Below are 21640 nucleotides of genomic sequence, written 5' to 3'. Positions count from 1 at the left end.
CGCTGACTGATGGTGTGGCTAGACCGCGCTCTGCAAATCCCGAATTGCGGAAACCATTTGCTGCATCGGCTGGGTGGAGGCACGGGACGCGGCGATAAACCCGGCTTCGGTGAGCGCGACCTGGTACGAGTCATCACCGATATGCCGCACATAGCCGCGACCCAGCAACTCGCCGGCCGCGGGGATGGTGTCGAACTGCCGCACCCCCATCTCGACACTGAGGTGATGCCAAAGCGCGTTCAGGTCGATTGCCTGACCGGGCTGCACACCCTCGGCGTGGAGTTTGGCCAGCATGGCCTGGATGATGGAATCGAGCAGGGGGCCAGAGCGGGGCTTGGCGACGCTGCGGCGGTTATCAACGGGCCGCGGACGGGATCGACGATCAAGTACGTTCGGCGGCTGGGCCACGGTTGAACACCGAGTGAACAGGGTAGAACGCACTTTACCGTGTTCTTGCGGTTCGTACAGTCACCGCTGAATGTCGGCGCATGGAATCTGTCATCCAAGCCCATCCAGATCTGGCTGGTCACCTGAACGATGGGCGGTGGCCGGTGCCGTATACGTCCGACTGATCGACTCAGAGCGAGGCGCCTGTGGGTTGATCGACCCCAGGGCCAGTCGGGCGGCCACCGCCTCCAACGCCGCGCTGAGAGCCTGCAGGGCGGCAATCGCCTCACCTAGCAAGACGCGTGATTCGCGATTGCTTGCCTGGATCTGCCGGTCAAAGGGTTCACCGTGTTCGCCGCGGTGTCGGATCGCCGCCATCAGACTCTCCACCCGGTCAATCTGCTGGTCCAGGCGGGCTGCCAGCTCAGGGTCGATTTGGGCCACCCGCTTGGCCAGGGACTGCGGCGCGCGGTAGGTCGAAGTGTCGTCCTGGCCGACAATCCGGTAGCGGCCATAATAGACGTTGGCTATGCCCCGGGCGTTGTAATAAAGCGACTGATGCGTGTCATCAGAGAAGCAATCCTGCTCCTCCTCAGGCGACTGGCTGAGCAGCGGGACCTGCATGCGTTCACCGGAGAGTTCATCGCCGGCCAGGCGAATCATCCCGAACAGCATGCGCCGCAGCCCGTTGTTCACCTCGCCCTGGATGAGATGCAGGCCATAGCTGCCCGGATTGTTGCCGGCCCAGTTCAGCGTCATGCCGCCCAGTTCGCTGTAGAGATGCTCGGCCATGATGTCCAGCAGACGGGCCCGGCGACGACAGTGCTCGGCCGGTGCGGGCTTGGGGCCGCTGGTGCAGGCTGCCATCGATCAACCGGCGGAGCTCAGCGTCTTCGGTCAAGCGATCTGGCAGGCGCTGATCGCGCCGAATCCGCAGATCGTGCTTGCGATCGGCGGGCACCACATTGGTGATGCCGTGTTGGAGGCGACCAATGCGCAGGGCCTGCCGGTGCCATTGCTGGTTGTGGACTACCAGCATCTGGAGCAGGGCGGCGGTGGGTATTTGCAGGTTTGGGCGTTGGATCTTGAAGCCGGGTTGCTGCAGACCCGAGCCTACTCGCCCTGGGCGGATGCCAATCCCGACGCCGGTTTGCCGCTGACGCCCTCGGGGCTGCCGGCCGCGCGCAGCATCGCGATCCGCCGCGCCTGTACGCTCCGGTCGGAAGGCTGTCGCCACTAATCCCGATTTACCATCGCACTGCGGCCGGGCGCGGGTTAGCTTGCAAGGTTTGCAGGCGTGAGGAGGCCGGGGGTGATGGTGCAGCTGCGTTGGTTGGGTTTTGTGGGGATGGCCGCGCTGGCGGCCTGTGGTGGCGGACCGGCATCTGACGCCCCCAACGCGGGCGTGGCTGGTGTCGACGCCGAGGCGCTGGAGTGCGTGACGAGCGACCCCCGCCGGCAGGTGGGCGATGGCCTGGATGCGCCGGGCCGCCTGGTCGTCGACACCCCACCAGCCGGTCCCATTCCCGCGCCCTGTGCCGACAACAGGGGCTATCGCGTGGGTGTTGGCATCCACGACATCACCGGGCCCATTGCCGATACCGCAAGCCTGGCCTGGGTGAACCCGCAGCAGGTGTTCTCCGCATTGCACACGCGTGTCTATGCCCGGGCGTTTGTGATCGAGTCACCCTGCAACGGTCGGCGGGTTCTGTTCGTGTCGCTGGACACGGGCTTGATGAGCGCCGCCGTGCGGCAGGCAATTCTGGCGGAGTTGGCTGCCGATGAGCGCCTGTCCGCGCACTATGACGCCCATAACGTCATGCTGTCGGTCACGCACACCCATTCCGATCCGGGCACCGGCTTGGCCGGGGTCGGCAATGGCGCGGCCGTCATCGTCGGTGGCACGGTCGCGGCCATTCGCAATGCGCATGAGAATTTCGTTGCCCACGCGCAGCTGGCGACGATCCAGTTGTCGTCGGGTGAACTGCTCAACACCAACATCAACCGGTCCAAGCCTGCCTATGTGATGAACGCCGAGGCTGACCGTCAGGCGTTTCTGAACGAGCGCGGCGAAGAGGTGCAGGTCAATAAGCGCATGGTGCAGCTGGAACTGCTGCGTGAGGCTGGCCTGACAGGGCTGATCAACTGGTTCGGCGTGCACCCCACGGTGATCGGTCCCGCGCAGCACTACGTCAGTGGAGATGTGAAGGGGCAGGCCTCGCTGGGGCTGGAAGCCTTGATGGGGACTGACTACCGAGCCGACCCTGCGGCAGGCACGTTTGTCGGCGCGTTCGCCCAGGCTGATGAAGGCGATGCCTCGCCCAATATCGCCATTGAGACCTACCCCTACCCGGACCCCAGGCGGGGCGGTGGTGTGGATGATCTGGATGCCAATGCGATATCCGGCCTCAAACAGCTGGCGCGTTCGCTGGAACTCATGGGGACGGGTGAGGTGGTCACGGGTCCGGTGGACTATCGGTTGATTCGCGTGCCCATCGAGTCGATCAGCATCGATGACCCGGCCGTGCTGGCCAGCCTGAACCTACCCGCTGAGCTGGACGCCGAGGACAAGCGAACCTGCACCGGCATTCTCGGTGCCTCCTTCGGGGCCGGTGCAGAGGATGGGCCAGGCCCCACGACCGAGGGCCTGACTTGCAGTGATGATCCGGCGTTGCTGGATGCCGCGCTGGATGACATCGCCACGCTGACCGGCACGCGTCTGGAAGGCTTTCCCGGTGGCTGGCCGGCCGAGACGATTCCCGGTCAGACGTTGTCTGCCGTGGTGATGTGCAATGTCTCCATGCTGCCTCCCGTACTCGGGGACTTCTCCTGCCAGGCGGAAAAGCCCGTGCTGTTGCCGCGGGGTGGCACGGAGCTGCCGTTGCAGTTGTTCCGCATCGGCCAGCTCGCGGTCATCGGCTTGCCCTGGGAGGTGACAACCATGGCGGCGCGCCGGCTCAAGACGCTGCTGCTCGCAGAGCTTGCGCCTGTTGGCGTGCAGACCATCGTGGTGGCCGGCCTGGTGAACGACTACGTGCACTACCTGACGACACGTGAGGAATACGCGGCCCAGCAGTACGAAGGTGCGTCGACGCTGTATGGCCCCTGGACCCATGCTGCGGTGATGCAGGAGTCGCTCAAGCTGGCCCGGGCGATGCGTCGCGGTGAGGCGGTCTCGGTCGAGCTGCCGCCCGCCGAGCGAATCGACCTCGCGTTGGTGCCGGGGCCGGTGGAAAGCCCGCACCCGGCCGGCGAGCCTGGCACCCTGGTTCGCCAGCCTCCTGCGGCTGTCACACCCGGCGAATTGGTGGAAGCTGAGGTGGTGGCAGGGCACCCCGGTAACGACTTGCAACTGCAGGGCAGTTATTTGAATGTCGAGCGCCAACGTGGCGATGGCAGCTGGGAGACCTGGATTGAGGACCGCGATCCACAGCTGATCTACGCCTGGAAGCCGTTGCTCCCTGTCCCCGTGGCGACCGAACGGCCGCTGACCAGCAGTGGCGGCACCGCCGATGCCCGCTGGCAGACTCCGGCGAATCTGCCAGCGGGCAGCTATCGGTTCCGTTTTACCGGTCAATCCCGCGGGCTGGATGGGTCGCTTCGGGCCTATGACGTGGTAACGGATGCGTTTACGGTGTCGGCATCGCAGGCCGACTGCCCGGGATCTCAGGCGCCTCCGGCATAGACCCCCGTCTCGGCATCAGCGCGGGTGCGGGCAAGGCGTCATCGTCTTGTTACAGATCAGGCTCAAAGTGCGGATCCATCTTTCAATGATTCGCAGGGTTCCCGGTCATGAGCAGACGTTTGCGCCGCATGCGGCGTTTGTCCCAGCGTGCGTTGTCGCGCAGACGCTTTCTCGTGGGCGCCGCCTGTGCGCCCGTGGTGTTCGCCGGTTGTGCACAGGACAGCTCCGAACCGCGCCCGCCTGTTGAGGGCCCTAAAGCGAGTCATGCCAGTTTCGAGCACGGGGTGGCCTCCGGTGATCCCCTGGCAGATCGCGTCGTGCTTTGGACACGGGTTAGCGGGCTGACGACGGACACGCCGGTGGAGTGGGTGTTGGCCTCCGATCCGGCGATGACCAACGTGCTGCGAACATCCGGGGACGGGCTCGACGCGGCGGCCAGTGCTTGGGCGCGAGCCGAGTCCGACTACACGGTCAAACTGGATGTCACCGGCCTGAGTGCCGCCACCACCTATTACTTTCAGTTCCGGGTTGGTGCGGTGACCTCGCCGGTGGGGCGTACACGAACGGCGCCCGCGCCGGGTGCTGAACGGGCCCGCTTCGCCTTGGTGTCTTGTTCCAATTACTCCACCGGCTACTTCAATGCCTACAAGGTGCTGGCGCGACGGGACATCGATGCGGTGATTCATGTCGGCGATTATTTCTACGAGTACGGGAACAGCAGTGATCTGGGGCGGGATCATTTTCCGCCGCATGAGATTGTCACGCTCAGCGACTACCGGCAGCGCCATGCCCAGTACCGGACCGACCCTGATCTCCAGGCCATGACGGCGGCCCATCCGCTGATCGCTGTCTGGGACGATCACGAATCCACGAACAACAGTTGGGCGGACGGGGCGCAGAATCACCAGCCCGACACCGAGGGTGACTGGCCCGAACGCCGTGCGGCGGCGACCCGCGCCTATGCCGAGTGGCTGCCGATCCGCCTGCCCGAGCCGGATAATCCGCTACGCATCTGGCGCCATCTGCCATTCGGGGATCTGGTGGACCTGCTCATGCTCGATACCCGCCTGCAGCGGAACGCTCCGGAGACGGACACGTCGGCCACTGGCACCGAGAGTGCCGATCCCAGCCGGACCATGCTGGGTGAGCCGCAAAAGGCCTGGTTGCTGGATCGGATGCGTGCTTCCAAGGCGGCAGGCACCCGTTGGCGGGTGCTGGGTCAGCAAACCATGATGTCACCGCATCGGAATAACCCGGATCCCCGCTATTCGCCCTTGCCCTACCTGCCACCCGAGGTGGCCGAGGAAATGGGCCTGCGCCCTGGCGGTGGCAACGAGGGCGGCGATAACTGGGGCGCCTACCAGTTCGAGCGCGACCAGTTAATGCAGATCTGGCGGAGCGAGGGGATTGTGGACAATATCGTGTTAACCGGCGACATCCACACCGGCTGGGCCAGCGATGTCGTCGAGGATCCCTATACGCCGTTTAATCCGCTGACCGCTGAGCTGACCGGCGTGCCCGGATACAACCCGCTAACCGGGGACGGCAGCGTGGCGGTCGAATTCACCTGCATGAGCGTGACCTCGAACAATCTGGCCGATTCGCCAGGCGGTGCCGTGCTGGCACCGCTCTACAACGCCGCGGTGGTCGCGGCCAATCCAAATGTCGCGTTCCACCACGCCGGTGCGCATGGATTTGTCGAGCTTGAGATCACCCCCGAATCGGCCACGGGCACCTTCTGGAACGTGGGGACTGTGCTGGTGCCCTTTTCGGACACGGACGACGCCGAGGTCATCGGGCGTTTCGGCACCTCGCATTCATCGGTGGGCCGACCCAATCACCTCAGCCCACGGCTGTCATAGACCGGACTCGCACTGACGGCAGGCAGGGCTTACCCTGCGCCCTGAGCAGGACGGCGCGCAATCAGCGCCGTCCCAAGACAAGATGATTCATCACCAGGGAGCAGGGGTGCGAAAAACAATTCTGATCACCGGCGCGAGCGCTGGGCTGGGCGCCGGCATGGCACGCGAGTTTGCCGCGCGGGGGCGTCATCTGGCGCTTTGTGCGCGCAACACCGATGCGCTGGAGAGCCTGCGGTCCGAGCTGTCGGCCAAGTATCCCGAGATCCGCATCAGCCTGCGGGCACTGGATGTCTGCAATTACGACCAGGTTTTCGAAGTCTTTAACGCGTTTCGTGAAGAATTCGGAACGCTGGATCGCATCATCGTCAATGCCGGTATCGGGTTCGGCGCGCAGATTGGCACGGGGCATTTTTCCACCAATCTCCGCACGGCGACGACCAATTTCACGGCCGCGCTGGCCCAGTGCGAGGCGGCGATGGAGATTTTCCGGGCGCAGAACGCCGGGCATTTGGTGGCGATGTCGTCGGTGAGCGCCGTGCGCGGCTTCAAGGGGCCGGCGGCCACCTACGCGGCCACCAAGGCAGGCCTGGCCAATCTGGCCGAAGGAATCCGCCTAGATTGCCTGGGCACGCCGATCAATGTGTCGACCATTCTGCCGGGCTACATTCTGACCGCCATTAACGCCGATCTGAAAAACGCGCCGTTTCGGGTCGATGTCGAGACCGGCTGCCGGGCCTTGGTCAAGACCATCGAGCGTGAACCGGCCTCGGCATTCGTGCCGGGCTGGCCCTGGGGGCTGGTGGCCCGGCTGATGCGCTGGTTGCCCCTGGGCGCGCTGGCGCGGATGGGCTGAGCGGGATGCGTCGTCGACTGCTGGCCGCACTGGGGCTGATCGGACTCGCCGGGGTGCTCGCCTTGCTGGGTCTGCTCAGGCCCTGGGCGACCTACAATCCGATCAAACTCAACACGATGTTCGCGGAGGATCAACGGGTCGCGCACTTCCGGGCGATGGAAGGATTGATGCCGTATCGCGTGGTTGACGCCGCCGACCGGCCGTTTCAATTCGACGCGGCGCCCGCCGCGATTGTCGATCAATACTCGTATGCGGGAGAGACGCGACGCCTGGATGATTTCCTGACTCGCGTCGACGCGACCGGGCTCTTGGTCATTCAGGACGATCGCATCGTGCATGAGCAGTATCGCCTCGGGGCCAGCGAGACCACTCGACACACCTCGTGGTCGGTGGCCAAGTCTTTCGTCGCCACGTTGGTGGGTGTGGCGCTGCGCGAAGGTCGCATCGCGTCGCTGGATGATCCGATAGACCGCTATGCGCCGTCACTGACCGGCAGCGTTTACGAAGGGGTGCCGATACGCCACGTGTTGGAGATGTCGTCAGGTATCGATTTTGACGAGACCTACAACAGCCGTCGCTCCGATATTCAGATGCTGTTCGTCAAGCTGTTCGCGTTCCGGCAACGCCTGACGGCGGTCTTGCATGACTACGACCGAGCGCGCCCCAGTGGCAGTCACTTTCATTATGCGAGCATCGAGACCCAGGCTCTGGGCCAGCTGCTAAGCGAGCTGTACGACCAGCCGCTGAGCAAGCTGCTGGAGGACAAGCTATGGCAGCCCTTGGGTATGGCCGGTCAGGCGTACTGGAACACGGATCGCATGGGCGAGCAGGGCATGGAACTGGCGTTCTGCTGCCTCAACGCCCAGCTGCGTGATTACGCCAAGCTCGGGCGGTTGTATTTGCAACAGGGCCAATGGCAAGGCCGTGCCTTGTTACCGGATGGCTGGGTGCCGATGGCAACGACGCCTCCGCGTCAGGACATGCAACCGGGCCAGTCCGACTACGCGTACGGCCCGCGAGGCTACGGGCTGCACTGGTGGATTCCGGCGGATGCGCAGCGCGAGTACTTTGCTGCCGGTGTCTGGGGCCAGTACATCTATGTGTCCGAGCCCGACCGGCTCATCATCGTGCGTAGCAGCGTCGACCCGGAATACCGGGCCAACATGGATGAATCCATCGTGGTATTCCGCGCGATTCGTGATGGCCTGCGCGCGGCCGCGACTGCAGATTAGTCGCGGCCCGCTGCGCTGTAGATCTGCGAGAAAATGTAGTCTCGCTCGGCCATATTGTTGTGGCAGTCAGCGCATAGCGCATGAATGGCCGGATCGTCGCCGCGACCGGCCACGATGATCCGACCGGCTGCGTCAAACTGTAGATATTCCCAGTCTCCGGCCGCCGGCGCGTAGCCAGGCGGCTGTTTGATCATGGCCGTGACCGTGGTGGCCTGCGTGGGCTTGCCTTCTTCTGCCAGGAAGTTTTCCTTGAGCACCACAGTGCCAACAGGATACGGCTGGTACTGGGGCAGATTGTCGGGCTCGTCCGGATCCTCGTACCAGCGCATGAATTCCAGATAATTGTTCTGGTACACCTCGCCGCCGAGGTTGGTGTAGACCATGATGAACTGGTTCCAGTGCAGGCCGGAGTACTCAAAACCGGTGAGTCGCTCCCAGCGTCGACGGTAATCCCCTAGCTGCTCTGCATACGCCGGTGGCGTATCGAACATTTTGATGTGTTGGGGGTAGGGCGAGGCCTCGTCTCCGGCCTCCACAAGGGCGGGCCCGACGGCCAGGATCAGTGCGACCGCAAGCCCCAGGACGATCTGTTTCACGGCGTAGCCCGTGCCAGGGTGATCTCACCGCGGGGCTTGCCGCCCTTGGTCAGCGGCACCGTCCATGCTGATGCGCCACGCAGATCGAGCTCGACGACGTCATATTTTGGAATGCGGACCACCAGGGTCTCGGCATCTGCGGGTACGCCCGCCAGCGACAGCGGGTACTCGCGTGTGCGTGAGTCGAACTCCACCACTTTGTGGTAGCGCGCTTCCAGCGAGGCGATGTACATGCGCATCTTCGGATGGATCTTGCAGCCGACGCGGACCAGCGTGTCTTCGTTCCAGTCGGCGGGGATCGCCTGCTGTCCGCCCGGCGGCATCAGGCCGACGTCAAAGCGCGCGTTCTTACGAATATCGTTGGCAAAGATATTGTGGTCCACGGCATCGGAATTCTTGAACTCCACGGATTCTCCAGGCGCAACGACAACCAGCGATTCGGCGAATTGCTTATCCACCTGGTCGACCACGGGCGTCTGCGCCTGAGCACCGGGGCCTGGGACGTAGAGCACGGCGACCACAGCGGGACGGCTGGAGAAGCTGATCTGACCGGTGAATTGATCGGCGGCGGTCACCGGAAGTGCCAGCAGGCCACCGAGCAGGATGGTCGTCAGTCGGGCATGTAGCGGGGTCTTGTTGCGTTTGTTCATCATGGGTGGCCGGGTTAAGGAAGGGTGGGGCGGGTAACACGCACCGGGCTTTCCAGTGCGCCCAAAAAGGCAATCAGGTCGACAATCTCGGATTCGGTGAGATTCAAGGGCTGCATCAGGTTGCTCTTGTGTGCGGCATCACCGCCGCCCCGGTTGTAGAAGCGGATCACCGCCTCCAGGTCCGGCAGCGAGCCGTCGTGCATATAGGGGTAGGTCAGGGTCGCGTTACGCAGGCCTGGGGTCTTGAAGGCGTGATTGAGCGATTCGACGCCGATGACGCCGCCGCGGCCCAGGTCCTCATCGTCGATGCCCAGGCTGTGGAAGCTCTCATCGGTGAGGTTTGGACCGTCATGGCAGAGGTGGCAGCGCGCCTTGCCCTCGAACAACGCCAGGCCACGCACGGCTTCCGGGCTCATGGCGGTTTGTTCGCCCTGCAGGTAGCGATCGAAGGGTGAGTTGTCGGCGACCACCGTTCGCATGAATGCCGCCAGGGCGCGGCCGATCTGGGCCTCATCGATGGCAGAACTGCCATAGACGGCGCTGAATTCCTCTCGGTAGTACGGCACCGTCTGTAGCCGGGTCACCAGAGCTGCCATCGGCAGATTCATTTCCTCGGCCGCCTGGATGGGCATGATGGCCTGCTCTTCCAGCGTGGCGGCGCGGCCGTCCCAGAAGAACACCGTGTTCCATGCCATGTTGTAGATGTGCGGCGTGTTGCGACCCAGCGGCTGACCATCGATGCCCGGGCTGCGGCGCATGCCGTCGCCGAATCCCAGATCAGGGTTATGGCAGCTTGCGCAGGACCGTGCCTGGTCATGCGACAACCGGGTGTCGAAATACAGCAGCTTGCCGAGTTCGATCTCCCGCGCGCTATGGGGTTCGTCGTCGGGATACCAGATGTCGTCCGGGTGTGGGGTCCCCAGTGGTGTCGTGGCCAAGACCACGCCGCTAGCGATGAGCAGCAAGGTGGCGATCAGGGGGCGTAGGAGACGGTTCGTCAAGATCATGTTGGGAGTCACACGTGGCTGAACAGGGCCGTTCTGACAGCAGACATCGGCGCCTTTTGCGGGAACTTGAGTCCACAAACCGCTTCGGTCCTCGATGAGGCAGGTCGTGCATTGCGATGTGGCCGCGTCATGCGCGTTGGTCGGCTGGAGCCGGCCGTTGTTCGGTCACCAGCCGTCGAATCCGGCGGGCGTCGAGGCATCGTTTAGAACGGCTGGAAGCGTCCTGTCCGGATCTGTGGGCGGACGCAGGCACAAAGCTTGCTGGACGTCTCAGGACAACCAACCGGAGTACCCACCAGCCGTCGAGTCAGCGACAGGAGGACAACGTGAGAGATACCACGGGTTTGATTGACATGGGACTGCGGGAGTACCTGGATACTTCCGTGCGTGAGGCCATGGCTCATCAGCAATTGGAGGCCACCGGCGAAACGGTGGTGTATCTGGTGGAGATGCTCTCGGGCTTCGTCCATGCCGAACGTGTGTTCGAGACCACGCCCGATGGGGTGGTCCTGCAACCCCTGGCCGGACTGTATCAACAGGCTGTGGAGGCACCGTCGCCCGAGGCGCGCAACGAGGCCCTCCAGCGTATGGGCGATCTTGCGCTCTTCATCGCGGGCATCTTTCCCGAGTGGCTGGAACGGCGTCAGGTGGGGCTGCGCTACTACGTTTCCATGGGCGGTTCCGCGTATAGCTGCCTGCGTGACATCTACGAGTCATCGCGTGCACGGGCTGTGTTCCGAGACATTTTCGGTGAGCTGTCCGAGAAATTTCCCCGGTTCGTGGATGTACTGCACGAAGTGTCGGAGCGATCAGACCTCAAATCCGATGCGGATGTCGTGCAGCTGTACACGTTGTGGGCACAGACGGGCAGTCAACGGGCCGCACGTCAACTGGCCCGGCTAGGCATTCAGCCGGTGGCCGAGCGGGATACGCTGCGGCCGCATTGAGGTTGCGCCGTCATGTCCAATGCGCATGCCGTCACCTCGGTGATGGCGCGGCTGCAACGTGACCTGCAAGGCGTTTATGACCTGGTGCCCGGTCCGGATGTTCGCCGCTTTTTGATCACCGATCGCCGTCAGGCCAGTCAACTGTCGCCATTGCCGGCGGACTTGCAGGAGGCCCTGTTGGTCCATGAGCAGGGGGAGCAGCTCGATATCAGCCTGTTTGTCGACGCCCAATTGCTGTCCCAGCTGGCGTCGGGGCGTGTCGACGGCGGGAATCTGGACGCCTGGCTGCAAGCGTTGGAGGGCGTCAGCCATTTCGAGCTGTTGGTGCAACGTGCCCAGGCGGACCAGCCGGTCAGCCAACTGGAGCTTGAATTACAGGCGGAAGTCGACAAGTTTGTCTGGTTGCAGCACCGGCTGACCGAACAGCAGCAGGTCGTGCCACCGGCATTGCTGCTGCGCTGGCTGTTCGATCAACCTCAGCTACGTGAGACGCTGGATGCCGAGCAGCGCTGGCGCTATCGCCGGGCCAGCCAATTGGCGCGCCAATACTGCGAGCGTCTGGATGCGGCGGTGGGGCCGCGTGCTCACCTGAACCGCCTGCGCCGCTTTTATCGGCTCAGCGGCGCCCGCAAATTACGGGCGGCGGCCCAGCATTAGCCCCGTAGGGCCGGCCTGGCTGTTCAGACCGGCTGGTCAGACCCGCACAGGCGGCGCTACCGTGTGGGCCATGATCGAGATTGATGACAACTGGTGGATCCCGTCCGAAGAGATCAGCTTTAGCCACCTGCGGGCTTCGGGGCCGGGCGGGCAGCATGTCAATACGGCATCGACCGCTGTGCAGCTGCGCTTCGATGCCGCCCGCTCCAGCGCCGTCTCTCCGGCGGTGCTAGCAAGGCTAAGGAGCTTGGCGGGCCGGCGCATGCGTAGCGATGGGGTCATCACCCTGACGGCGCAACGCTACCGCAGCCAGGCGCAGAACAAGGCCGATGCCATCGAACGCTTGGTGCGGCTGTTACAACGGGCCGCGCAGGCACCGAAACAGCGGGTGCCCACACGCCCCAGCCGCGCCGCCAAGCGTCGGAGGGTCGAGTCAAAAAAGGCGACCGGACGAGCGAAGCAACTCCGCCGCCCGCCCGGCCTCGATGCTTGATCGCGGTCGCGAGCAAGCACAGCGCTGATTGATTCGCAGCATCAGCGCCGGATTGGCGTGAGGCCAGGCGACCTGAGTGCCGCTGGGTCACTCCAAGTCGGTGAACAACGCGAATGCGCGCGGAACGGATTCACACGGGCAAAGGGCGAAGCGCATCAACGCGCTACGCTGTGCCGCTTGGCAGGCAGCGACTTGGCGGCGCGAACGGATTAGGCTGCGACGACGAACAGTGAGACCGAGCAGAGCAGGGCAGCAAACCAGACCAGGCTGCGCAGGGTGCCCAAATCGGCCAGGTAGATGAAGCCATAGGCTAGGCGCAGTCCCACCCAGAGCAGCGCAATGCCGTCGACGACCGACTGGGTGGCATTGAGCCACTCTGCGGTTAGCACACCGGCGGCAAACAGCGGGAATGCTTCGAAGGCGTTGAGCTGGGCGTTGTTGGCGCGCGCCTGTCGGCCGGTGGCGTCGGCGAGAAAGGCCCGCGGGTTTTTGTTGTCCTGCGGTCTGAGCTTGCGGTCACCGGTGAACTTGGCCATGCCGGTCCAGATCAGCGGCATGAGTCCACCGGCCAACACGCACCACAATGCAATCGTCATGAGTCTCCCCTTGTTGTTTTGAAGTCGGGGACATCATCGCATGTCCGGTTCTACCTCGGCTTTGCGTTTTATGCACCGGACCCCTCACGCACAAGCAGATCATGAAGACCCATCTCTACGCCGGCGAGCATGGACGCATCGTGGCCGTGGACGACAACGAAGAGGCGCGTGACGCCGTGGTGTTGTGCCGGTTACCGCCGCCGCTGTTCGAGGGGCGCGCCATGCCCTATCTCGTCGCAAAGGCCTACATCCACGAGCGCGGGGGGCTGTGGTTCCGGCATGACGGACTGCGGCGGATGAAGCCGGGCGGTATTCCCTACGGCCCGCCGCCAGAAGCTGCGGAGCAACAGGCGATGGGGCTTAGCGGCTGAACGCGTCCTGATTGGCCGCTGCCGTGCCCCGCCGGCGGTTGGTGCGACGGGAAAAATAGCTGTAGATCAGATCGTCCGGGATGATCAGCTCGTCGCCCAGATTCTCATGACGCTCGCGCCAACAAAGCGACCAGGGAGAATCACCCAGGCAGGTAATCCGCTGAATCTGGTTCGCGCTCATGCGGCCATAAACCGTCCACAGTACCTCCAGGTGGTTCTGCATCCGCGAGGGATTGGCCATGCGCGGCGAACTGCCGTCTCGCAGGATTAACAAGGCGCGAACATCGCGCTTGCTGTCCATGCGTAGCCACTGTTCCAGCGAGCGAATCGACGGGCCGTAACGCGTCGCCACGATCGGTTCATTCAGCAGCGGGCTGTGGTGGTAGCCCAGGTGCCAGCCATGGGCGAGATAGACCAGTGCCATCAACTTGCGCGCAGACAACGGCCCCTCGTCCTCATAAGCAACAAGGATAAGCTCGTTGGCGACCGCAGCCGCTTGCTCTGTGACGGCTTTCAACATGGCCTGAACATCCTATCGAACTCGCCCGCTGGCGGCGAGCACGAACTGACCAGCCGTTACCACTGCCGGCAGGTCACCGGGTCCCGGCGACCGGATGGGTCGTTCCGAAATCCTTGCCGGGGCGCTACTGTTGGCTGACAGAGCAGCCGTCCAAGGCTGCCGCAAAACAACGACAAGGCGCGAACAACCGCGTCGGACTGGGAGACAAAACGGGTGAAGCAATCGCGACTGGGCGCGTTGGCGCTACTGGCTGCAGGGGTGAGTGCGTCGGCTTGGGGGGTCGAGGAATCCATCGCAGGATTCGACGTGCGGTTGACCACCCGCCTGTCGAGCGGCGTGGCGATCCGCACGCAGGATCGGGCCCACGAGTTAATCGACAAGATGGCGGTGCCGGGTCAGCAGAACCTTTGTGCCGAGGACAACTGTCAGTCCAGTAGTGGCGATCCGGCACCTAACCAGCGCCTGGTCGACGCCCCGGGCGGCTTCGGATTGCTGAACAGCGATAACGGCAACCTGAACTACGACAAAGGGGACGTGACAGCGGCGACCACGCTCATCGCACCGGAGATGACCGTGTCGCGCGGTTCGGTGTCCTTCACGGCCGCCGGCATGTTGTTCTATGACCCGGTCAATGCCGATTTCGACGAGCATCATCCCGACGCGCGGTTCCAACCGGCTCGAACACCGCGCGATGAGCGCATCGTTCAGCGTTATGCCTTGGGGGGCGAGCTGCGCGAGGCCTACCTGCGGGCCTACGTCCCGATGTTCAATCGCGAGGTGCAGTTCTCGGTCGGTCGCCAAACGGTCCCCTGGGGCGAGGCCAACCTGCTGCTGTTCAATTCGATCAACGAACTCAACCCGTTGGATGGCTCAGTGGCGAGCTTCCCCGGATTTCAGATTGCGGATGTCAACATCCCGGCGCCGCTGGCGCTGGTCCAGTTCCCGATTGGCGATTTCGTCTCCACGGAGTTGATCTACCAGTACGGCTGGGAGTCGGTGCGTCCCGCGCCGGCGGGCTCCTTCCTGTCCACGTCCGATGTGGCGGGAGGCGACCAGGACTACATCATGATCGGCCTGGGCAACACCAACGATGATCCGGAGCGTCTGTTTCGCGCCGCGGGTTTGACCGGCGAGATCTCGCAATCGACACGGACGGTGGACCGGCTGCCCGACAACGAACCGGACGATGGCGGTCAGTTCGGCTTGCGGGTCTCGTATTACGCCGACTGGCTGAACAACGGCACCGAGCTGGCGTTTCATTTTTTGAACTACCACAGCCGGCTGCCTTATCTGACCACCTTCGGAGCCCAGGAAAGCTGCGGTCGAGGGACGCAGAACGGCACATTCGCAGAAGTCCTGGTCGCTTGCGAGGGCTTCGGCCGCGTGCCGGGCAGCAATGCCAATGATCTGCTACCTGTCGATACCATGAAGGCGCAGCTGGAGTATCCGGAAGACATTCGCATGTTCGGGCTCTCGTTCAACACCAATGCCGGTGACTGGGCATTGGCGGGCGAGCTGAGCTACCGCCCGAATCTGCCGCTGCAACTCCACCAAGCCGACCTGGTCTTCGCCGCGCTGCAGCCGGCGTTTCCGGAGCAGGACATCGTGATTGGCGCCGGAGCGATTCCCGGCGTGCCGACGGTGGACGGTGCGGACTCGACGATTCCGGGCGCCCGGTCGGCGGTGCCGGATTACGCGGCCCAGAATCGGGGAATCGATGTTCAACCGGGCACGCGGATCCAGGGCTATGAGCGCCACGGCGTGGCGCAGATGTCGATGACCGCCTTACGCATTCTGTCGGCCAACCCATTCGGGTCCGACCAATTGTTATTGCTGCTGGAGGCCGGCTTGATGCACGTTCGGGACTTGGCCGGCCCGCAGACGCTGCCCTTGCAGGGACCGGGTGATTACACGCATCCCAGCCCGGGAGCCGATGGCACCGGCACGCCGGATGGCGAGCCCGACACCCGGCGGCAGAACCCGACGCAGCAACGCGATCACTTCGTGACACCCACCTCCTGGGGATGGCGGGGGCTGGTACGTTTGACCTATAACGAAGTCTTCCCGGGCGTTGCGCTCAAGCCCACGCTGATCTGGTTTCACGATGTCCGCGGCAATGCCCCGTCGCCGATGACCAACTTTGTTGAGGGACGCAAGTTGATCATCGGGAATCTGGATGCCACCTTCGGCGCCGCCTGGACGGCCGGTGTCTCCTACAACTGGTACACGGGTGCGGGCAACTCCAATCTCGAGCGCGACCGGGATCACGTCAAGGCGTTTATTGCCTACGAATTCTGATGCCCCGACCACCGTCCGACGCGGCGGAAGCGCGAGGCGGCGGATCAGTCGTTGCGATTGATGGCGATTCATCCGATCCTCTGCAGCCCGCCGGCGTCGACAGGCTCGACCGCCGGTTGAATTGAATGGAAAGGATCAACCTATGAGCGACCTGCACATGGCCTCTGGAGACGAGGCCAACCCCTTGAACGATATTTTCAAGCTGGAAGGCAAGCTGCTGTTCGATGCCCGATTCGTACTCGTGTTCGGGGGCATTAATGACAAGACGGCTGCGCTGATCTGCCGCCAGTTGTTGGCCATGGATCATGACAAGGTCGCACCCATCCGCATGCTGATTTCCTCGCCGGGTGGGCATGTCGAGTCGGGGGACGCCATCCACGACATGATTCGTTTCATCCGGTCGCCGGTGACGACGATCGGCAGTGGCTGGGTGGCCAGCGCTGGCACGCACATTTTCCTGTCGGCACCGAAGGAACGGCGGGTGTGTCTGCCCAATACGCGGTTCATGATTCATCAGCCGGGTGGTGGGGCCGGTGGTCCGGCTGCCGACATCGCCATTCAGGCCAAGGAGATCATCAAGACCCGCGAGCGCATTGCACGCACCGTCTCCGATGCCACCGGCCAAGACTATGACAAGGTGCTCACCGATATGGAGCGTGACTTCTGGATGAGTCCGCAGGAGGCGATGGACTACGGCATCGTCAGCCGCACCATCCAGACGATTGGCGACCTGGACTAGCTGGCCGCCGGCGATCCATTCACGGCCCGCGCTCTAGCGGGCCGTTTTCGTTGTGCGGCCCGATGGCTGCGCTGGGCAGGCTTCGGGCCGACCTCGTCCTGCCAGGCGGGCCGCAGCATCCTGGGTCGCTCGCGGCGTCGGTTGGGATGGCAAGCCCGTAGGCCAGTCTTACGGCACGAAGCTTGCTCACTGCTTGCTACATCGGAATGTTGCGGTGCAGTAAACATGCTGAAAATCCTACTCGTCGATGCCAAGTCCGGCCGCGCTTCGCTATTGCGAGCGGCCCTGGAAGACGCAGGATTCTCAGTCATCGCCACGGTGTCCCAGCCTTTGGAGCTTTATGACCGGGTTGCCGAGCTCCATCCGGATGTGGTCTTGGCTGACGCCAATTCACCCGCGCGCGACGTGGTGGAAGACCTGGTTGCTGCAGGCGCGAATGCTGGCCAGCCCTTGTTGATGCTGACCCGAACCGATAACCCCGAGCTGTTGCGGATGGCATTGGGCCAGGGCGTGGCGGCCTACAGCGTGGATGGCCTGTCACCGGCGCTGCTCCGGTCGATGGTCGAAGTGGCGGTGGCCCAGTACCGGCAGGCTGATTTGCTACGGGCGGAACTACAGGAAGCCAAGCATTCGCTGGAGGGCCGCCGGTTGATCGAACGCGCCAAAGGCTTATTAATGGATCAGCATGGGCTGACTGAGGCCGAGGCCTTTAAACGGCTGCGTGATGAATCGATGCGCTCCGGCACGCCGATGGCCGATGTCTCATTGCGCTTGCTCCAGAATAGCGCGTAGTCGCACTGCTGCGGTGCGGCATCTGCGGGATCCGGCGTCTCCAAGCCCGTATTGACGCGCAATTTCGTTTGGCACGCCAGATGCATAACAGAGGCTGACTGATTCTGCGGGTCAACGGCGGCCCATTCAGCGGACTCAGCTCCACAACCGAATTTGAGCAATGGCGCTCGGCAGCTTGGCTGTCGGGCGCTTTTTCGTTTCTGGGAGCCTGAACATGACCAAACCAAGCTTTTTACGTGCCGCCGTTGTCGGCCCATTCGCGTTAATCCTGCCCCTGCAGGCCCTGGCGTCTGCACCCGATGCAACGGGGCTGGCCGCTGGTGAGCCGATGGTTGACCTGCGAATCCGCTATGAACATGTGGAGCAGGACAATGCACTGGAAGATGGCGATGCGCTGACCACGCGACTGCGCCTGGGCTATGTCGCTGCTCCAGCCGATGACTGGAGTGTGCTGGTCGAGTACGAGGGTGTTTTCGCAACCGGGGGCCAGGACTACAACAGCGGCCCGGGGGTGTTGGCGACCACCAATGGCCAGTCCGGATTTTCGATGATTCCCGACCCCACCGGCTCCGATATCAACCGGGCGCAGCTCCAGTACGCGCCGGGTCATGGGTTGAAGGCCACGTTGGGACGCCAGCGCATCATCCTCGACAACGCCCGTTTTGTCGGCAATGTCGGCTGGCGTCAGGATGAGCAGACCTTCGACGGCTTGCGGCTGCAGTACAAGGCAAGCGATGCCGTCACGCTGGACTACAGCTATCTGACCCGTCAGAACTTCATCTTCTTCAACGACAACGAGATGTCGTCGCATTTGCTGCACGCACGGCTGGCACCGTCGGCCGCCTGGTCGCTGAGCGGATTTGCCTACCTGGTGGATTTTGATGTGGATGCCGGCACCGCGCCGCGTATTCCGGGCGCACCTGACAGCCAGACGCTGGGGGTTGCGGCCGCAGGAAAACTGGGCGCGTTTGGCTACCGCGCCAGCTACGCAACCCAGAGCGACTATGCCGACAGTCCCGACACCGTGGACGCCGACTACAGCCAGCTGGAGTTGAGCTACCAATTCGCCGGCTTCAAGCCCGCCATCGGCTACGAGCTGCTGTCGGGTGACGGGAGCTATGCGTTCCAGACGCCTTTTGGCACCAACCACAAGTTCCAGGGCTTTGCCGATATTTTCGTCGCGGCGATCCCGGCCTTCGGGGTCGAGGATCTCTACGCCTCGGTCGTCACGAAGTTGGGCGGCGTAAAGCTCGTGGCTGCCTGGCACCAGTTCACGGCGGATACCGGCGGCCAGGATCTGGGCACGGAGCTGGACCTGGTCGCAGCCAAAAAACTGAAATGCGGTGTCAGCCTGCTGGCGAAGTTTGCCGACTACAGCGCCGATACCCACGCCGTGGATACGCGACGCCTGTGGCTGCAAACCGCTTACGCCTTCTGAACCGCTTCCCCCGACTGATCGCGAGGACTGCATCATGACCGAATCCACAGAACCGTCGATTTCTTCGACTCGCAAACCCCGGCTGGTGGTCGTGGGCAACGGCATGGCCGGGATGCGGACGGTCGAAGAGCTGCTCAAGCTGGCGCCGGATCTCTACGACATCACCGTGTTCGGTGCCGAACCGCTGGGCAACTACAACCGGATCATGCTTTCGCCGCTGCTGGCGGGCGAGAAGACGCTCGACGAGATCATGATCAATACCCCGGAGTGGTATGCCGAGCACGGCATCACCTTGCATGCCGGTGATCCGGTCGTGGATGTCCGCCGCCGACAGAAAGTGGTGGTCTCAGCATCAGGGCTTGAGGTGCCTTACGACCGATTGCTGCTGGCCACCGGCTCGAATCCGTTCATCATCCCCGTGCCGGGCAAGGACAAGGACGGTGTGATCAGTTTCCGTGATGTGGACGATGTCAACGCCATGCTCGATGCGGCCAAGACCCATCGCAAGGCCGCGGTCATCGGCGGCGGGTTGCTGGGTTTGGAGGCCGCCAATGGCCTGGCCAAGCGGGGCATGGAGGTCACCGTCATCCACATCATGGACACCCTGATGGAGCGCCAGCTTGATGCGCCGGCCGGCAATCTGCTGCGGCAGGAACTGGAGTCACGCGGGATGGCGTTCCGGATGCAGGCGGCAACGCAGGAGATTCTCGGCGATGATCGTGTCACCGGAATCCGTTTTGCCGATGGCAGCGAGGTGGAGGCCGACCTCGTGGTCATGGCGGTGGGCATCCGCCCGAATATTGCGCTGGCTCAGCAAATCGGCCTGCACTGTGAGCGTGGCATCGTCGTCGACGACACCATGCAGACCTACGATCCCAGCATCTACGCCATCGGTGAATGCGTGCAGCACCGTCAGGCCGTGTTCGGGCTGGTGGCTCCGATCTGGGATCAGGCCAAGGTCTGCGCCTCACACCTGGCCCAGGTCGGCTCAGGCCGGTTCGTGTCCAAGGCGGTGTCGACCAAGCTCAAGGTCACCGGCGTGGATTTGTTCTCGGCCGGCGACTTCTCCGGCGGGGAGGGCAGCGAAGATATCGTCTTCCAGGATCCGCGCCGCGGCGTCTACAAGCGCCTGATCGTCAAGGACAATCGCATCGCCGGCGCCGTGCTCTATGGCGATACCCTCGATGGCGGCTGGTATTTCGATCTGATGAACCAGGGCGCCGATGTGTCCGAGTTTCGTGACCGGCTGGTGTTTGGTCAGGCCTTTGTGGATGCGCCTGCGGCGAACAGCGCATCGGCAGCTGACTGGCCGGATGACCGCCAGGTGTGTGACTGCAATGGCGTGTGCAAGGGCGCGATCGTCGAAACCATTCAGCGCGAGGGGCTGAAGACGGCGGCCGAAGTCGGCCAGTACACCAAGGCGGGTACCAGCTGTGGTTCTTGCAAGCCCATGGTGGAGCAGGTGCTGGAGGCCACGTTGGGCGACGACATGGTGGTTGAGAAGCCGAGCATCTGCGGCTGCACCGACCTGGACCATGACGAGGTCCGTGCAGCGATTCGCGAGCAGGGCTGGACCGATGCGGCGGATGCGCGGGCCGGTCTGGGCTGGAAGCAGCCGGATGGGTGCAACAAATGCCGACCGGCCTTGAACTACTACGTGATCTCCACCCATCCCGATGGCCGCGACGATCCGCAATCTCGGTTCATCAACGAGCGCGCTCACGCGAACATTCAGAAGGACGGGACCTATTCAGTGGTTCCGCGCATGTTCGGCGGGCTGACTTCACCCCGGGAGCTGCGGGCAATCGCGGATGTGGCGGACAAGTACGCCATCCCGACCGTCAAGGTGACGGGTGGCCAGCGGATTGATCTGTTCGGCGTCAAAAAGGAGGACTTGCCCGCGGTCTGGAAGGACCTGCGCGAGCAGGGCGGGCTGATCTCAGGCCATGCCTATGGCAAGTCTTTGCGAACCGTCAAGACCTGTGTCGGCAGCGAGTGGTGCCGCTTCGGGACCCAGGACTCTACCGGCATGGGTGTGCAGCTCGAACGCATGACCTGGGGGTCCTGGACACCGCACAAGTTCAAGATGGCGGTCTCCGGTTGCCCACGTAACTGCGCCGAGACCTCGATCAAGGATTTTGGGGTGCTGTGCACCGACTCGGGTTATGAGCTGCAAATCGGCGGTAACGGTGGCATCAAGTTGCGTGGGGCCGACGTGCTCTGCCGGGTCACCAGCGAGGCCGAAGTTCTGGAGTATTGCGGCGCCTTTATGCAGATCTACCGCGAAGAGGCGCATTACCTGGAGCGCACGGCGCCCTGGATCGAACGGGTCGGGCTGGATTACATCCGGGCACGGGTCGTGGATGACCCGGCGGGTCGACAGGCGGCCTATGCGCGCTTTCTCGAGTCACAGAAAACCGCCCAGGTCGACCCTTGGGAAACCATGGCGCCTGGCACTGAGGCTGCGAGCGAATTCCGTCCCCTGAACGCGCTCACCGGAGCTGGATCATGACTGCG

The 21640-nt window shown here is 63.5% G+C and carries 21 protein-coding genes; 14 read left to right on the top strand and 7 right to left on the bottom strand.

What is annotated here, in order from left to right; genetic code table 11:
* Positions 1 to 18 precede the first annotated feature (18 nt).
* Together DEH80_RS16400 and DEH80_RS16395 are read right to left on the bottom strand one after the other, a co-directional pair.
* Positions 19 to 408, bottom strand: coding sequence for a hypothetical protein (locus DEH80_RS16400; protein WP_109721604.1), 390 nt, complete (start codon positions 406 to 408; stop codon positions 19 to 21).
* 90 nt (positions 409 to 498) lie between these two features.
* Entirely contained in the window at positions 499 to 1179 is a 681-nt protein-coding gene (locus DEH80_RS16395; RefSeq protein ID WP_165831529.1) for an imelysin family protein, read from the bottom strand.
* On the opposite strand from DEH80_RS16395, the gene DEH80_RS16390 reads away from it, so the two are divergent.
* From DEH80_RS16390 to DEH80_RS16370, 5 genes are all read left to right on the top strand, one after another.
* Entirely contained in the window at positions 1178 to 1627 is a 450-nt protein-coding gene (locus DEH80_RS16390) for a metallophosphoesterase family protein (protein WP_165831528.1), read from the top strand. The genes DEH80_RS16395 and DEH80_RS16390 overlap by 2 nt on opposite strands.
* A 75-nt stretch (positions 1628 to 1702) precedes the next feature.
* Positions 1703 to 4072, top strand: a complete 2370-nt coding sequence (locus tag DEH80_RS16385; protein WP_109721601.1) for a neutral/alkaline non-lysosomal ceramidase N-terminal domain-containing protein — start codon at positions 1703 to 1705, stop codon at positions 4070 to 4072.
* A 107-nt stretch (positions 4073 to 4179) separates the two neighbouring features.
* Entirely contained in the window at positions 4180 to 5934 is a 1755-nt protein-coding gene (locus DEH80_RS16380) for an alkaline phosphatase D family protein (RefSeq protein WP_109721600.1), read from the top strand.
* Between the two features lie 106 nt (positions 5935 to 6040).
* Entirely contained in the window at positions 6041 to 6787 is a 747-nt protein-coding gene (locus DEH80_RS16375; RefSeq protein ID WP_109721613.1) for an SDR family oxidoreductase, read from the top strand.
* A 5-nt stretch (positions 6788 to 6792) separates the two neighbouring features.
* Positions 6793 to 8019, top strand: a complete 1227-nt coding sequence (locus tag DEH80_RS16370; RefSeq protein ID WP_109721599.1) for a serine hydrolase domain-containing protein — start codon at positions 6793 to 6795, stop codon at positions 8017 to 8019.
* On the opposite strand, the gene DEH80_RS16365 is transcribed toward DEH80_RS16370, so the two are convergent.
* The 3 genes from DEH80_RS16365 to DEH80_RS16355 are packed head-to-tail and all read right to left on the bottom strand — an operon-like array spanning position 8016 to position 10272.
* Positions 8016 to 8615 (bottom strand): cytochrome P460 family protein, encoded by a 600-nt coding sequence (locus tag DEH80_RS16365; protein ID WP_109721598.1) that lies wholly within the window; start codon positions 8613 to 8615, stop codon positions 8016 to 8018. The two genes, DEH80_RS16370 and DEH80_RS16365, sit on opposite strands and share 4 nt — an antisense overlap.
* Entirely contained in the window at positions 8612 to 9268 is a 657-nt protein-coding gene (locus tag DEH80_RS16360) for a cupredoxin domain-containing protein (protein ID WP_109721597.1), read from the bottom strand. The genes DEH80_RS16365 and DEH80_RS16360 overlap by 4 nt, the downstream gene beginning before the upstream one ends.
* Positions 9269 to 9279: 11 nt before the next feature.
* Positions 9280 to 10272: a cytochrome-c peroxidase gene (locus DEH80_RS16355; RefSeq protein ID WP_109721596.1), complete on the bottom strand. Its 993-nt coding sequence runs from the start codon at positions 10270 to 10272 to the stop codon at positions 9280 to 9282.
* Positions 10273 to 10598: 326 nt separating this feature from the next.
* Here DEH80_RS16355 and DEH80_RS16350 point away from each other — a divergent pair, with 326 nt between their 5' ends.
* The 3 genes from DEH80_RS16350 (at position 10599) to arfB (ending at position 12369) form a co-directional block, all read left to right on the top strand.
* Positions 10599 to 11219, top strand: coding sequence for a hypothetical protein (locus tag DEH80_RS16350; RefSeq protein WP_133249289.1), 621 nt, complete (start codon positions 10599 to 10601; stop codon positions 11217 to 11219).
* A gap of 12 nt (positions 11220 to 11231) precedes the next feature.
* Positions 11232 to 11876, top strand: coding sequence for a hypothetical protein (locus tag DEH80_RS16345; protein WP_109721594.1), 645 nt, complete (start codon positions 11232 to 11234; stop codon positions 11874 to 11876).
* A 70-nt stretch (positions 11877 to 11946) separates the two neighbouring features.
* Positions 11947 to 12369, top strand: a complete 423-nt coding sequence (gene arfB, locus DEH80_RS16340) for an alternative ribosome rescue aminoacyl-tRNA hydrolase ArfB (RefSeq protein ID WP_109721612.1) — start codon at positions 11947 to 11949, stop codon at positions 12367 to 12369.
* A gap of 209 nt (positions 12370 to 12578) precedes the next feature.
* Here arfB and DEH80_RS16335 read toward each other — a convergent pair whose 3' ends face one another.
* Positions 12579 to 12965 carry an MAPEG family protein gene (locus DEH80_RS16335; RefSeq protein WP_109721593.1) on the bottom strand — a complete coding sequence of 129 codons (387 nt, stop codon included), beginning with the start codon at positions 12963 to 12965 and terminating at the stop codon, positions 12579 to 12581.
* A gap of 101 nt (positions 12966 to 13066) precedes the next feature.
* On the opposite strand from DEH80_RS16335, the gene DEH80_RS16330 reads away from it, so the two are divergent.
* Positions 13067 to 13336: a hypothetical protein gene (locus DEH80_RS16330; RefSeq protein WP_109721592.1), complete on the top strand. Its 270-nt coding sequence runs from the start codon at positions 13067 to 13069 to the stop codon at positions 13334 to 13336.
* Here DEH80_RS16330 and DEH80_RS16325 read toward each other — a convergent pair.
* Positions 13326 to 13856, bottom strand: coding sequence for a Panacea domain-containing protein (locus tag DEH80_RS16325; protein WP_109721591.1), 531 nt, complete (start codon positions 13854 to 13856; stop codon positions 13326 to 13328). The genes DEH80_RS16330 and DEH80_RS16325 overlap by 11 nt on opposite strands.
* Before the next feature lie 213 nt (positions 13857 to 14069).
* On the opposite strand from DEH80_RS16325, the gene DEH80_RS16320 reads away from it, so the two are divergent.
* The 5 genes from DEH80_RS16320 (at position 14070) to nirB (ending at position 21635) form a co-directional block, all read left to right on the top strand.
* Complete coding sequence (locus tag DEH80_RS16320) at positions 14070 to 16154, top strand: DUF1302 domain-containing protein (protein ID WP_165831527.1); 2085 nt, start codon at positions 14070 to 14072, stop codon at positions 16152 to 16154.
* A gap of 142 nt (positions 16155 to 16296) precedes the next feature.
* Positions 16297 to 16893 (top strand): ATP-dependent Clp protease proteolytic subunit, encoded by a 597-nt coding sequence (locus tag DEH80_RS16315; RefSeq protein ID WP_109721589.1) that lies wholly within the window; start codon positions 16297 to 16299, stop codon positions 16891 to 16893.
* A 225-nt stretch (positions 16894 to 17118) separates the two neighbouring features.
* Positions 17119 to 17685 (top strand): ANTAR domain-containing response regulator, encoded by a 567-nt coding sequence (locus tag DEH80_RS16310; RefSeq protein ID WP_109721588.1) that lies wholly within the window; start codon positions 17119 to 17121, stop codon positions 17683 to 17685.
* A gap of 214 nt (positions 17686 to 17899) precedes the next feature.
* The gene (locus tag DEH80_RS16305) at positions 17900 to 19123 is read left to right on the top strand and encodes an alginate export family protein (protein WP_165831526.1); all 1224 of its coding nucleotides are present in this window, start codon (positions 17900 to 17902) and stop codon (positions 19121 to 19123) included.
* A 34-nt stretch (positions 19124 to 19157) separates the two neighbouring features.
* Entirely contained in the window at positions 19158 to 21635 is a 2478-nt protein-coding gene (nirB, locus tag DEH80_RS16300) for a nitrite reductase large subunit NirB (protein ID WP_109721586.1), read from the top strand.
* Positions 21636 to 21640: the final 5 nt, after the last annotated feature.

This window comes from Abyssibacter profundi (assembly GCF_003151135.1).
Lineage (GTDB): Bacteria > Pseudomonadota > Gammaproteobacteria > Nevskiales > OUC007 > Abyssibacter > Abyssibacter profundi.
The sequence above is the reverse complement of the archived record's forward strand: the minus strand, read 5'-3'. Positions and strand labels throughout refer to the sequence as shown.

Bases quoted from the DNA above. Each gene is read 5' to 3' on its own strand.
- DEH80_RS16335 (WP_109721593.1), bottom strand. From the start codon at position 12,965: ATGACGATTGCATTGTGGTGCGTGTTGGCCGGTGGACTCATGCCGCTG.
- DEH80_RS16360 (WP_109721597.1), bottom strand. From the start codon at position 9,268: ATGATGAACAAACGCAACAAGACCCCGCTACATGCCCGACTGACGACC.
- DEH80_RS16315 (WP_109721589.1), top strand. From the start codon at position 16,297: ATGAGCGACCTGCACATGGCCTCTGGAGACGAGGCCAACCCCTTGAAC.
- DEH80_RS16345 (WP_109721594.1), top strand. From the start codon at position 11,232: ATGTCCAATGCGCATGCCGTCACCTCGGTGATGGCGCGGCTGCAACGT.
- DEH80_RS16370 (WP_109721599.1), top strand. From the start codon at position 6,793: ATGCGTCGTCGACTGCTGGCCGCACTGGGGCTGATCGGACTCGCCGGG.
- DEH80_RS16305 (WP_165831526.1), top strand. From the start codon at position 17,900: ATGACCAAACCAAGCTTTTTACGTGCCGCCGTTGTCGGCCCATTCGCG.
- DEH80_RS16395 (WP_165831529.1), bottom strand. From the start codon at position 1,179: ATGGCCGAGCATCTCTACAGCGAACTGGGCGGCATGACGCTGAACTGG.
- DEH80_RS16325 (WP_109721591.1), bottom strand. From the start codon at position 13,856: ATGTTGAAAGCCGTCACAGAGCAAGCGGCTGCGGTCGCCAACGAGCTT.
- DEH80_RS16380 (WP_109721600.1), top strand. From the start codon at position 4,180: ATGAGCAGACGTTTGCGCCGCATGCGGCGTTTGTCCCAGCGTGCGTTG.
- nirB (WP_109721586.1), top strand. From the start codon at position 19,158: ATGACCGAATCCACAGAACCGTCGATTTCTTCGACTCGCAAACCCCGG.
- arfB (WP_109721612.1), top strand. From the start codon at position 11,947: ATGATCGAGATTGATGACAACTGGTGGATCCCGTCCGAAGAGATCAGC.
- DEH80_RS16310 (WP_109721588.1), top strand. From the start codon at position 17,119: ATGCTGAAAATCCTACTCGTCGATGCCAAGTCCGGCCGCGCTTCGCTA.
- DEH80_RS16385 (WP_109721601.1), top strand. From the start codon at position 1,703: ATGGTGCAGCTGCGTTGGTTGGGTTTTGTGGGGATGGCCGCGCTGGCG.
- DEH80_RS16390 (WP_165831528.1), top strand. From the start codon at position 1,178: ATGATGTCCAGCAGACGGGCCCGGCGACGACAGTGCTCGGCCGGTGCG.
- DEH80_RS16355 (WP_109721596.1), bottom strand. From the start codon at position 10,272: ATGATCTTGACGAACCGTCTCCTACGCCCCCTGATCGCCACCTTGCTG.
- DEH80_RS16330 (WP_109721592.1), top strand. From the start codon at position 13,067: ATGAAGACCCATCTCTACGCCGGCGAGCATGGACGCATCGTGGCCGTG.